The sequence below is a fragment of the Methanobrevibacter ruminantium genome, assembly GCF_016294135.1.
GTDB lineage: Archaea > Methanobacteriota > Methanobacteria > Methanobacteriales > Methanobacteriaceae > Methanobrevibacter > Methanobrevibacter ruminantium_A.
This window is the reverse complement of the sequence record NZ_JAEDCO010000001.1, coordinates 107,567-119,345: the sequence shown is the minus strand read 5'-3', so window position 1 is coordinate 119,345 and position 11,779 is coordinate 107,567. Positions and strand designations below refer to the sequence as shown.

Sequence of the window (11,779 nt, the reverse complement as noted above, 5' to 3'; positions counted from 1 at the left end):
AAACTAAAATTTAATATCTAAAATTTCAATATATTAAAAAATTTAAAAATTTCAATTTAATATTTATTTGCAGGTAATTTTTATGATTACAATTATTGATTATAAAAGTGGAAATCTCAGAAGCATTTCCAATAGTTTTAAAAAAATAGGTGTTGAAGCCATCATTACAAGCGATCCAATTGAGATTGCAAATGCTAAACATCTTGTTCTTCCAGGAGTAGGCGCTTTTGGAACAGCTATGGAAAACATCGAACCTTTTAAGGATGCGATTTTCGAACATATTGATGATGGAAAGCCATTTTTAGGGATTTGTTTAGGTCTTCAAGTGCTTTTATCCTCAAGTGAAGAGTCTCCGGGTGTAAAAGGGCTTGACATTTTCAAAGGTCATGTCGCTAAGATTCCTGAAGGCAGAAAGATTCCTCATATGGGATGGAATCAATTGAAGCAAGTTAAGGAATGCCCTATTTTAGATGGTGTTGATGGCAAGGACTTTTATTTTGTACACTCCTATCATGCTGTACTTGATGATGATAGTAATTTGTCTGCTGTTGTGGATTATGGCATTGATTTAACTGCTGCAGTATCAAAGGATAATGTATTTGCAACCCAGTTCCACCCAGAAAAAAGTGGAGTCCCAGGTTTGAAGATACTTAAGAACTTTGTTAATTTAGAATAATTAAATTATTCTATTTAATTTACTCATTTTTTCAATTTATTCTATTTCAATTTTTATTCAATTTTCTTTTTTTATAAAAAACTTTATTTATTATAAAATCTAAGTATATTTAGAAATCTAAGTAATTTTAGAAATCTAAAGATATTTAGAGTATATTGGGGGTAAAAAGATGGAATTAAAAAACTTAGCATTAATTTCAATCATTTCACTATTTTTAATAAGCGGATTTATTGTATCTGTTAGTGCGGAAAATTCTTATGATGACAAATATATTGATGGGTTGAATGTGAGTTTTGATTTAGATCAATCTTTGAAAGATGCTAAATTAGAAAATAAAACTATTATGATTATTTTCGATCAAAGCTCTTGTGTTTATTGCGACATGCTTAAGGAAAATACTTTAACTGATTCTAAAGTTCAAGAGGCTATAAATGAAAAATATATCCCTGCTATTGTGGATATAAATAAAAATCCTATGATAGCAAGTAATTATAATGTGTATGGAACTCCAACTGTGGTATTCGTAAGTGGAGATGAAGAATTTGTTTATCAAATCGATGGATATTTAGATCCTGAAGAATTCCTAGATGAACTTAAACAAATTGAATAATTTAGTTTTATACGGTGATGTTATGGAGATAATGCCGATTATTTCATTTTTTACAGGAGTTATTTCAATATTGTCTCCTTGCATTATACCCACTATACCTATAATTGTAGGATTTAGCTTAAAAGCAAAGTCAAAAGCGGAAATATTGTCATTCATACTTGGATTATTCAGCATTTTCACAATAATCATATTTATGACAGGATTCTTTACAGCTATTCTCTATAAATATATTGGTTATGTTAGAGTCATTGCAGCAGTTCTTTTGTTGATTATTGGAATATTGATGTTATTTGATTATAAATTGCCATTTAAATCAATCAGTGCTAAAACAGGTGAAGGCAAACTCAATTCATTCATATTAGGATTTCTAACTTCGATCGCTTGGGCAGATTGCTATAGTGCATACCTTATTTCTCTTATAACCTTGCTTGTAAGTTCAAACAGTCCATTATACGCAGTTGGGAATATACTTATTTACGTTTTAGGATTTGCATTGACCTTGCTTGCCTTATGTTTGGCAATTTCAAGAATAGATTTGGAGAAATTGATTTCAAAAGCAAGCTATATCCCTAGAATATTTGCGATTTTGATTATTATTGGAGCTATTTATTTGTTCTACACTTCAATACAAGTATTTTTATAATTTTTTACTTTTTTTACTTTTTTATTTTTTTCACTCTTTTCACTCTACTTTTTTTAATTTTAAACTTAAAAATCAAATCTTATATAATTAATAAAACAAATATAATTACATAAAGATTATAAAATTATTAAATTTTTTATCATTTTTAAATAATTTTAATAATTAAATAATTTTAACATAATTCTAAGATTTTAAGTGGAGATTGAAATGATTTACTCAAAAGAAATTGAAAATATGTGTCCTGTTCATAAGGGAGCAGACCATGGTCCTGCACCAATACCTGAGGAAGGCAGATGGGTAAAATCCAAGGAAATAAGCGATATTTCCGGACTCACTCATGGTATCGGATGGTGTGCACCTCAACAAGGATGCTGCAAATTAACCTTAAATGTTAAGGAAGGAATCATCGAAGAGGCATTGGTTGAAACTCTCGGATGTTCTGGTATGACTCATTCTGCAGCAATGGCTGGTGAAATTCTTGTTGGAAAGACAATCCTTGAAGCATTGAATACAGACCTTGTATGCGATGCAATCAATACAGCTATGCGTGAATTATTCTTGCAAATTGTTTACGGTAGAACCCAATCTGCATTTTCAGAAGGGGGTCTTCCAATCGGTGCTGGCCTTGAAGACTTAGGTAAAGGTCACAGATCCCAAGTTGGAACCATTTACTCAACTAAAGTGAAAGGACCAAGATATTTGGAACTTACTGAAGGTTACATCACTGAAATAGGTCTTGATGAGGATGATGAAATCATTGGATACAAATACATCAATATGGGTGTAATGCTTGACTTAATCAAAGATGGTGTAGATCCAATGGAAGCTATTGAAAAGGCAAGTGGTCAATACGGCAGATTTGAAGATGCTGTTAAAAAGATTGACCCAAGGAAGGAATAGGAGGAATAATAATGAGTTTATTTGAAAGTTATGAAAGAAGAATAGATCAAATTGTTCCTGTACTTGAAAAATACGGCATTAAAGACCTTGAAGAAGCTAAAGCTATCTGTAATGAAAAGGGATTCAATCCATATGATATTGTAAAGTCTGTTCAACCTATTTGTTTTGAAAACGCTTGTTGGGCATACACTTTAGGTGCAGCTATTGCAATCAAAAAGGATTGCAAAAAGGCAAGTGATGCTGCAACTGCAATCGGTGAAGCATTACAGGCATTCTGTATTCCAGGAAGTGTAGCTGATGATAGAAAAGTGGGATTAGGTCATGGAAATCTCGCTTCAATGCTTTTAAGTGATGAAACTGAATGTTTTGCATTCCTTGCTGGTCACGAAAGTTTTGCTGCAGCAGAAGGTGCAATAGGTATTGCAAACTCTGCAAACAAGGTTAGAAAAGAGCCTTTAAGAGTTATCTTAAACGGTTTAGGAAAGGATGCAGCTTTAATCATCTCAAGAATCAATGGATTTACTTATGTTCAAACCGAATTCGACTACTTCACCGGTGAAGTGAAAGTGGTTAGAGAAAAAGCATATTCTGATGGGGAAAGAGCAAAAGTAAGATGTTACGGTGCTGACGATGTAAGGGAAGGTGTAGCTATCATGCACCTTGAAGGAGTTGATGTATCAATCACAGGTAACTCAACAAACCCTACAAGATTCCAACACCCAGTAGCTGGAACCTATAAGAAGGAATGTTTCCTTGAAGGCAAGAAATATTTCTCAGTCGCTTCTGGTGGAGGAACCGGTAGAACCTTGCACCCAGACAATATGGCAGCAGGTCCTGCTTCCTATGGTATGACTGACACTTTAGGAAGAATGCATTCTGATGCTCAATTTGCGGGTTCAAGTTCCGTACCTGCTCACGTGGAAATGATGGGATTAATTGGTATGGGAAATAATCCTATGGTCGGTGCAACTGTAGCAGTTGCAGTGGCTGTAGAAGAGGCTTTAAAATAGTTTAAATAACTTTTAAACTATTTTTTCATAATTATTTTTATTTTTTCTATTCTTTCTATTGTTTTATTATTTATTCTGTATTATTATATTATCCCATTTTTTCGATTATTAACTTATTTAACTTTACCTATATTGTTATATAATATAAAAACCTATTTATATATGAAAGATATTTTCATCTTCAATATATATAAAAATATTTTTCAATATCCTCAATTTAATTTTATCTAAGGAGGTTTTTAATTGGAATATTTAGATAAAGATGAATTTGAAAACACTAACACCTTTGGGATTGGCATTCCAAATGATGCTTATGCACAATATTTTATAGGAAATTCCTATTTGAATCCATTAAATGAAATCGGTGAATCTGCTGTTTTTGTAGCAAATGTCACTTTTGAACCGGGATGCAGGAATAACTGGCACATCCACAAGGCAAGTAGTGAGGAGGTCAAATATTGCTCTGCACAGCTGGTGAAGGTTGGTATCAGGAAGAAGGCAAAGATCCAGTCAGTCTTGTACCTGGAACAGTCATTACAATCCAACCTAATGTGAAGCATTGGCATGGAGCAAAAAAGGACTCTTGGTTTGCACATATTGCTGTTGAAGTTCCTGGTGAAGATGCTGAAGCTGAATGGCTAGAAAAAGTTGAAGATGAATATTATAATTCATTAGAATAGGAATAAATTATATTCAGAATGAATAATTAAAAGGATGATAAAATGGAATGTGAAAAATTAGAGTTAACACAGGAATGGGATAAGGTTTTCCCAAAAAGAGATGATGTGGGTCATGAAAAGGTCACATTTGTAAATAGATATGGAATCACTTTAGCTGCTGATTTATACAAGCCAAAGGGTGAGGCAGGCAAATTTGCAGCTATTGCTGTAAGTGGTCCTTTTGGTGCTGTAAAAGAACAGGTCTCTGGTCTTTATGCCCAGGAACTTGCTGCAAGAGGATTTTTAACAATAGCATTTGACCCATCATTTACAGGTGAAAGCGGAGGACATCCTCGTTTTATGTCCTCTCCTGATATAAATACAGAGGATTTCCAAGCAGCGGTTGATTTCTTGTCTTGTCATGATGAAGTTGACCCTGAAAGAATAGGCATTTTAGGAGTCTGCGGTTGGGGAGGAATGGCATTGAATGCTGCAAGCATTGATACAAGAATCAAGGCTACAGTAACTTCTACAATGTATAACATGACTCGTATAAATGCTAAAGGGTATTATGATGAAGCGGATAATGCAGACGCTAGATATGAAATGAAAATTGCATTGAACAACCAAAGGACTGAAGACTATAAAAATGGTGAATATGCAAGAGCTGGTGGTGTGGTTAAGGAACTTACAGATGACCTTCCTCAATTTGTGGTGGATTATCATAACTATTATATTGAAGAATTAGGTTATCATCCACGTTCTCCAGGTTCCAATGATGGTTGGAATGTAATCGGTTGCATGTCCTTTATTTCACAGCCTATCATTGCATACAGCGATGAAATCAGAACTCCTATTTTGATGATTCATGGTGAAAATGCTCATTCAAGATACTTTTCAGAAGATGAATTTGCTAAATTGACTGGTGACAATAAGGAATTGGTGATAATTCCTGGTGCTGTTCACACTGATTTGTATTATAAGGTGGATGTAATCCCATTTGATAAAATAGAAGAGTTTTATAATAAATGTTTATAGATGGTTTTTTATTTTATTAATTTATTTTTTCTTTTTTTATTTCATATTTATTTTACTTTTTTCTTTATCAGGGTGTCTTTTTATCTTAATATTTTATTTTTTTTCTGCTCACCATTTTTTATCTTAATATTTTATTTTCTTCTTTTTGCATTTTTTTAACTTAATTGATAAAAACTTATTAATTTGTTTTAATAAAGTAAGTTCATGGGATTATTTTCATTTTTTAAGAAAGATAATGTTGAAGAAAAAAAGAAGGAAAAAGATTTAGCAGAATCTCATATTGAAATCAATAGAGAAAACTGTAAAGCTTGCCAAAGATGCGTTTCAGTCTGTCCAAACAACAGTTTTGTTATTATGGATGGGAAATCATCACTTAAAGAGGATTACATTTGCAGAGACTGTAAGGTATGCGTTGCAGCTTGTCCGAATGAATGTATAAATTTCGTTAATTTCAAATCATAATTTTAATCATATTTTTTAAATTGTTAATTAATATTTTATCTAAATGGTGTAAACATGGATATAGAAGGTTTTGTAAGAGGAAGAATTACTAAAGGTGAAGATGAAGAAGAGCTTAAGTCAATCCTCGCAGAAAGAATAAAGGAATTTAAGGACATTTCAGATGAACATTCAATATTGATGGCTGAAAGTGTCATTGATGAGGTGAAAACCACACTTGAACTCAATAATACTGAAGATGAATTCTTAAAGGACATCATCACCGTGCCAAAGGCTAATGTTGGCATGGGAAAGATGGGTGTAGGTTCACGTGGTGCAGGTGACTTCTTTGTACACAGAAAGATTGCAGAGATTGTTAAAAGTACAAAGGTTCAGTCTGTAGTGGATCCAAATGCTCAAGATGATGGGGGAGTGGTAAAAGTACCTGCTCCTGGAGATGATGTTTATATAACCACTGCTGTTGATGGAATTCATTCAAGATTAAGTGAATATCCATTTTTAGGCGGATTCCATGTTACTAGAGCTACTTTAAGGGATGTCTGTGTAATGGGTGCAGATCCAGTGGCTATTCTAAGCGATCTTCATCTTGCAGATGATGGGGATATCGGTAAATTGTTTGACTATACTGCAGGGGTATGTGCAGTATCTGAACTAATTGATGTTCCTCTTGTAGCAGGAAGTACCTTGCGTGTAGGTGGAGATATGGTGCTTGGTGATAGGTTAGTCAGCTGTGTTGGAAGTGTAGGAGTTTCACAGTATCCTCCAACTGCAAGGAAAGGAGCAACTGAAGGAGATATCATTCTTATGACTGAAGGTGCTGGTGGTGGAACAATCACCACAACTGCACTTTATAACGGTTACTTTGATGTTGTATGGGATACAATGAACATCAGTTTTGTAAAGGCATCCAAGGCATTGTTTGCAGCAGATTTAGTAAAACACGTTCATGCAATGACTGATGTAACCAATGGTGGTCTTAGAGGGGATGCTCACGAGATTTGTGAAACAACTGGTGTAGGATTGGAGTTCTATCATGACAAGATCAAGTCCACTGTAGCGCCGAATGTATTGAATATGCTTGAAGATTTGGATATTGATCCTCTTGGAGTTTCCACTGATTCACTTATGCTTGTAGTTCCTCCAGAAATTGTTGAGGATGTTAAAAAAGTAGTTTCTGATGTGGGAGTGTACATTACAGAAATCGGTGAGGTAAACAATAAGGGTTCTCCTATACTACTTAAGGAAGATGGAACAGAAGAAACTTTAGTTCCCTTATTTAGAGAAGCTGCATACACTAAAATCAAGAAATTGGTTGGAGATACGACCCCTGAAGACTTTGAAATCATGAAAGAAAAGGTTCAAAAGGCAGCTGATAATTCCATTAAGAAAAAAGAAAGAGTTATTGATTATATTTTATCTAATAATAAATAATTTTATTTATTAATTAATTTTAATAATTTCAATGGTTTATTATTTTAATTTTTTATAAATTTTTTATTTTTATAGATTTTTATTCTTAAAATTAAATAGGTGATATAAATGGCAGAAGGTGCAGAAAGAATAGATGAATTCATGAATGAAGCAGGCGTATTTTTCTTGGCAACTGTTGATGGAGACAAACCAAAGAACAGACCTTTAGGTTTCCATCTCCTCAAAGATGGTAAGATTTACTTCGGTGTAGGAAACCATAAGGACGTATACAAACAAATGGAAGCAAATCCTTATGTTGAAATTGTAGCGCTTGTAGAAACTGATTTCTTAAGATACTATGGAAAAGCTGTATTTGAAGAAACCTATGATATTGCAGATGCTATAGTTGCAGGAAATGAGTTCTTGCAAGGAATCTATAATGATGAAACCGGTTTTAAAATGGCTATTTTCCACTTGGAAGAAGCTACTGCTGAAATTCGTGATGTAACCGGTAAAATCAATGAATCATATAATTTCTAATTAATTTACTTTTTTTATTTTTTTATTTTTTATCTTATCTTTTTTTAATTCTTTTTAAAAAGGCGTTATTTATGGGCTTAATTGGAAACATTATTGGAAGCTTTAAAAAATATAATGAATTGGATTTGGCTAGAGACTTTAAAGCAGAATATGAAGCCAACAATTTGGAAAATATGAAATCAATTGTAGATAAATTTGTTGATCATTTCCATGATTCCTATTTTGCCTCCTGTTCCATGGCGATTTATGTAATATTATTGTACAAAAAGGATCCTATGAAGGTACCTCCAAATAGGCTCAATAACCTAAGCATTATGGAACGCAACATAAAATATTTTGATACCCTTGATACCAGTTCATTAGATGATGAGGAGTTGGAATTAAGGCAATGGTATAGAACTGAAGTTCAGAAAAATGTCAAGTTAATGGAATCAGAAGGATTAAAATTTTCATCTGATTAATAATCTTTTATTAAAACTTTAGTTTAAGAACAAATGCGGCTCTATTTTTTTTTTTATTTTGTATGCAAAATGTTCCTTATTATATTTTTATTAAAGTCATAATATATTTATTCATAAATATATTTAGGTATACCAAAACTTTATATTCTATTATTTAAAATATTTAATTAGATGTTAAATTTTCTATATTAAACAAAGAAATCTAAATTAAGAAATTATATTTATAGGTGTCAATATGGGCTTTTTTAAAAATATGGGAAATCCACAAGGTAAATTAGGTAATATTCAGCTGAAATCAATGAATAAGGAACACACTCCCGTTTCTCTATGGGGATTGAAACATTTAGATATCTCTCCAGATGATGTTATATTGGATGTAGGCTGTGGTGGAGGGATGAACATTAATCGTATGGCTCAAACTGCAAAGAAGGTTTATGGTGTAGATTATAGTATTGAAAGTGTAAATCTTTCCCGTGAAGTAAATAAAGATCTGATTATCCAAGGTCGTGTAGAAGTTTTAGAGGGCAATATTCAAAGCTTGCCTTTTGAAGACAATACATTTGATATTGTAACTGCATTTGAAACTGTCTATTTCTGGCCATATATTGAAAAATCATTTGGTGAAGTTAAAAGAGTTCTTAAACCTGGAGGAATGTTTTTAATTGGCTGTGAAACAAATGGTGCAGGGTTCTTTATGAGGTTATGTGGAGGATTAATGAACATGACCGCTTATACTGATGCCGATTTGTGTCAATTTTTAGAGAATAATGATTATAAAGAGATAAAAACATATTTAAGAGATGGAAAATCCAAAAAAGAGACAATCAAATATGATGGAAAGGAGATTACAATTGATGATGATTATGATCACTTTTCACTTTCAGACAGATTCGTTCAATGGATGACCATAACTGCTATAAAATGAGTTAAACATTTTTAATTATTATTTTTTTTTAAATTTTATTTTAATTATTTTATTTATTTTAATTATTTTATTTATTTTAATTATTTTATTTATTTTATCTATTTTTCTTTATTTTATTTTTATTTTTCAATTTAATCATTATTGTAATTTAAATCAATATTTCAATCTTAAATCAATATTAAAGTCATTTTAATGCTTTAAAAAGCTTTTTATAAGATTAAATCAAATATAATTTTACAATATTTTACAATAATTTATGTGAGCTTATGTTTAATTTAATCAAGGACAATAAGGGATTTGTATCTTTGGCAGATGCAATGCTTTCCATTTTCATACTTTTAATGGTTTTGATGGCTTTAAATATGATGATTGATATAGAAATTCCAAGTTTAAGTGAAGAAAGCAATGATTTTAAGACAAGCCAGGACATTATGGAAATCATGTCCTCAAAAGTAGATGGCAGGGATTACACTGTCTTAGAGAGAATAACTTATATCTTATCTGAAAACAATAATTCAATCGCTTCAAGAAGGGAAGTTAAAGCTATTTTGGATGAGCTCTTTATGGTTTATTTTGATGATAGGCATCATTATTCCTTTGTTGAAACCAATCAGTTGAATGGAGAGATATTATCTTCAAATGGAGATTATTCAAGTTCAAGGAGAGTTAATGTAGCTATTAGGAACTATGGAAACTATTCCTATAAATTGTATGTCTTTTGAGCAATTCAATCATTAATTCTATCAAATCTTTAATTTCTTCTACCTAAGATTTATATATTTGAATTAACATATTATAATAAGTTAAAGGGTTAAGAGAATTAATCTTTTTCATATTCAAACTATTTTTCATTTGTTCCTGCCCTGGTGGTGTAGCTTGGATAACACGTGGGACTGCGGATCCCATTCCCCGGGTTCAAATCCCGGCCAGGGCATTTTTTATATTTAATGACTGATTTTAGCTTTTTTAAGGAATTAATAATCTTTTAAGGAATTAATAATCTTTTAAGGAATTAATAATCATTAATTTATATTTATCATTTTATTCAAGAGGAATGGCTATGCTTAATGCAAACACTTACGTAACAAAGGAAGAAGGTATCGGTGGAACAATAAGAAACAGATGGGAAGACTTTTATGTTGAGGAAATCCCTGAAGTGATTCCAGATGGAAAAGGTCCAAACATTTACATTTGGATTGAGAAATTGGGAAGAACCACTCTTGATGTTTTGCTTGATATTGCAAGAGACCTTCATATTGACAGAAAAAGAATGGGTTTTGCAGGAATGAAAGACAAGAAAGCCATTACCCGCCAATGGATCTGCATAGCTAATATGGATTCTGAAGAGCAGTTCAATCAAGTCAAGGCATTGGAAGGAACCATTCACAACACAGAATTCCTAAAGGTTGTAAGAGGAAGAAAAAAGTTAAGAATGGGTCAATTAAAAGGAAACAAATTCAGAATCCTTGTAAAAGATATCGATGGAATGGAATCAGAAGATGCTGAAGAAAGAAGATTAGCTATTGAAGATGCAGCTAAAAGAGCAGATGCCATTTTAAAGACTCTTGAGAAAACAGGCGTTCCTAATTACTTCGGTTGGCAAAGGTTTGGAAAGCCAAGAACCAACACTCATTTGGTTGGTGAGGCTCTCATTCAAAATGAATTAAAGGAAGCTGTAAGAAGATATATTGGTAATCCTTCTCCAGAAGAAGGTGAAGAAGCTAGAGCAGCTCGTCAAGCTTATGATGATGGAGAATGGGAAAAGTCCTTGGAATTGATGCATCCCGGAATGCGTTATGAAAAGATGATGCTTAAGGTTCTCATCAAGGAAGAGAAAAGAGCGATTAGAAAGATTGCTGAAAAGGAAGGAATCGAACCTGATGAAGTGGATAAATCTCAAGTGGAATTATCAGATAAAGCATATAAGAATGCCATTCATGCACTTCCAAAGCCGCTTCAAAGAATGTTTGTTCATGCTTACCAATCATTTTTGTTCAATGCAGCAGTAAGTGAAAGGGTAGCTATGGGAATGGACAAATACATTGAAGGCGATATCGTTATAGACAAAGAAGAACGTATCGTAAGGGATAAGACCAAGGAAGAGTTTCAGGAAATGGTATCCTCCTTTGAAATAAACCAGACCTGTCCATTATATGGTACAAAAGTTCCATTTGCAGGTGGAGAAGTAGGTAAGATGGAAGAGGTTATTTTAGACAGTTATGGACTAACTAAAGCTGATTTTGAAGTTCCTAAAATGCCTCGTTTAGGAAGTCATGGCTTGAGAAGAGCTATGAGATTTCAGGTATGGGATGCAAGTGCTAAAGCTGTGGAAGATGGTGTAATGTGTGAGTTTTCCATTGACAAGGGTTCCTATGCAACTGCAGTATTAAGGGAAGTCATGAAAAAGGATGTTTATTAATTATATTTAAAAATATTATTTTAAATATC

The 11,779-nt window shown here is 32.6% G+C and carries 14 protein-coding genes and 1 tRNA gene; all 15 read left to right on the top strand.

The window, feature by feature from the left end:
• Positions 1–82: 82 nt before the first annotated feature.
• The 15 genes from hisH to truD all read left to right on the top strand — a co-directional run bounded on the left by hisH (position 83) and on the right by truD (position 11,750).
• Complete coding sequence (gene hisH, locus VW161_RS00590; protein ID WP_325192632.1) at positions 83–676, top strand: imidazole glycerol phosphate synthase subunit HisH; 594 nt, start codon at positions 83–85, stop codon at positions 674–676.
• A 169-nt stretch (positions 677–845) separates the two neighbouring features.
• Positions 846–1,286: a thioredoxin family protein gene (locus tag VW161_RS00585; protein WP_304088438.1), complete on the top strand. Its 441-nt coding sequence runs from the start codon at positions 846–848 to the stop codon at positions 1,284–1,286.
• A 22-nt stretch (positions 1,287–1,308) separates the two neighbouring features.
• On the top strand, positions 1,309–1,929 hold the full coding sequence (locus tag VW161_RS00580) for a cytochrome c biogenesis CcdA family protein (protein WP_304088441.1): 621 nt from the start codon (positions 1,309–1,311) through the stop codon (positions 1,927–1,929).
• 207 nt (positions 1,930–2,136) lie between these two features.
• Positions 2,137–2,829: an iron-sulfur cluster assembly scaffold protein gene (locus VW161_RS00575; RefSeq protein WP_295607349.1), complete on the top strand. Its 693-nt coding sequence runs from the start codon at positions 2,137–2,139 to the stop codon at positions 2,827–2,829.
• Between the two features lie 11 nt (positions 2,830–2,840).
• Positions 2,841–3,839, top strand: coding sequence for a GGGtGRT protein (locus VW161_RS00570; RefSeq protein WP_304105208.1), 999 nt, complete (start codon positions 2,841–2,843; stop codon positions 3,837–3,839).
• A gap of 458 nt (positions 3,840–4,297) precedes the next feature.
• Positions 4,298–4,519 (top strand): hypothetical protein, encoded by a 222-nt coding sequence (locus tag VW161_RS00565; RefSeq protein ID WP_304088446.1) that lies wholly within the window; start codon positions 4,298–4,300, stop codon positions 4,517–4,519.
• 42 nt (positions 4,520–4,561) lie between these two features.
• A complete protein-coding gene (locus tag VW161_RS00560; RefSeq protein ID WP_304103331.1) occupies positions 4,562–5,536 on the top strand; it encodes an alpha/beta hydrolase in 975 nt (324 codons plus the stop codon).
• 204 nt (positions 5,537–5,740) lie between these two features.
• Positions 5,741–5,998, top strand: coding sequence for a 4Fe-4S dicluster domain-containing protein (locus tag VW161_RS00555; RefSeq protein ID WP_295607343.1), 258 nt, complete (start codon positions 5,741–5,743; stop codon positions 5,996–5,998).
• 54 nt (positions 5,999–6,052) lie between these two features.
• Entirely contained in the window at positions 6,053–7,426 is a 1,374-nt protein-coding gene (locus VW161_RS00550) for an AIR synthase-related protein (protein WP_304103334.1), read from the top strand.
• 108 nt (positions 7,427–7,534) lie between these two features.
• On the top strand, positions 7,535–7,945 hold the full coding sequence (locus tag VW161_RS00545) for a pyridoxamine 5'-phosphate oxidase family protein (RefSeq protein ID WP_304135707.1): 411 nt from the start codon (positions 7,535–7,537) through the stop codon (positions 7,943–7,945).
• Between the two features lie 71 nt (positions 7,946–8,016).
• Positions 8,017–8,406 (top strand): hypothetical protein, encoded by a 390-nt coding sequence (locus tag VW161_RS00540; protein ID WP_298536093.1) that lies wholly within the window; start codon positions 8,017–8,019, stop codon positions 8,404–8,406.
• Between the two features lie 235 nt (positions 8,407–8,641).
• Positions 8,642–9,331 carry a class I SAM-dependent methyltransferase gene (locus VW161_RS00535; RefSeq protein WP_304094239.1) on the top strand — a complete coding sequence of 230 codons (690 nt, stop codon included), beginning with the start codon at positions 8,642–8,644 and terminating at the stop codon, positions 9,329–9,331.
• Positions 9,332–9,597: 266 nt separating this feature from the next.
• Positions 9,598–10,053, top strand: coding sequence for a hypothetical protein (locus VW161_RS00530; RefSeq protein WP_304088648.1), 456 nt, complete (start codon positions 9,598–9,600; stop codon positions 10,051–10,053).
• 138 nt (positions 10,054–10,191) lie between these two features.
• Positions 10,192–10,265, top strand: a tRNA-Arg gene (locus VW161_RS00525).
• Positions 10,266–10,391: 126 nt separating this feature from the next.
• Positions 10,392–11,750 carry a tRNA pseudouridine(13) synthase TruD gene (truD, locus tag VW161_RS00520; protein WP_304088652.1) on the top strand — a complete coding sequence of 453 codons (1,359 nt, stop codon included), beginning with the start codon at positions 10,392–10,394 and terminating at the stop codon, positions 11,748–11,750.
• The last annotated feature ends 29 nt before the right edge of the window (positions 11,751–11,779 follow it).

Bases quoted from the DNA above. Each gene is read 5' to 3' on its own strand.
- VW161_RS00585 (WP_304088438.1), top strand. From the start codon at position 846: ATGGAATTAAAAAACTTAGCATTAATTTCAATCATTTCACTATTTTTA.
- VW161_RS00570 (WP_304105208.1), top strand. From the start codon at position 2,841: ATGAGTTTATTTGAAAGTTATGAAAGAAGAATAGATCAAATTGTTCCT.
- VW161_RS00555 (WP_295607343.1), top strand. From the start codon at position 5,741: ATGGGATTATTTTCATTTTTTAAGAAAGATAATGTTGAAGAAAAAAAG.
- VW161_RS00575 (WP_295607349.1), top strand. From the start codon at position 2,137: ATGATTTACTCAAAAGAAATTGAAAATATGTGTCCTGTTCATAAGGGA.
- VW161_RS00580 (WP_304088441.1), top strand. From the start codon at position 1,309: ATGGAGATAATGCCGATTATTTCATTTTTTACAGGAGTTATTTCAATA.
- VW161_RS00540 (WP_298536093.1), top strand. From the start codon at position 8,017: ATGGGCTTAATTGGAAACATTATTGGAAGCTTTAAAAAATATAATGAA.
- VW161_RS00530 (WP_304088648.1), top strand. From the start codon at position 9,598: ATGTTTAATTTAATCAAGGACAATAAGGGATTTGTATCTTTGGCAGAT.
- truD (WP_304088652.1), top strand. From the start codon at position 10,392: ATGCTTAATGCAAACACTTACGTAACAAAGGAAGAAGGTATCGGTGGA.
- VW161_RS00550 (WP_304103334.1), top strand. From the start codon at position 6,053: ATGGATATAGAAGGTTTTGTAAGAGGAAGAATTACTAAAGGTGAAGAT.
- VW161_RS00560 (WP_304103331.1), top strand. From the start codon at position 4,562: ATGGAATGTGAAAAATTAGAGTTAACACAGGAATGGGATAAGGTTTTC.
- VW161_RS00535 (WP_304094239.1), top strand. From the start codon at position 8,642: ATGGGCTTTTTTAAAAATATGGGAAATCCACAAGGTAAATTAGGTAAT.
- hisH (WP_325192632.1), top strand. From the start codon at position 83: ATGATTACAATTATTGATTATAAAAGTGGAAATCTCAGAAGCATTTCC.
- VW161_RS00545 (WP_304135707.1), top strand. From the start codon at position 7,535: ATGGCAGAAGGTGCAGAAAGAATAGATGAATTCATGAATGAAGCAGGC.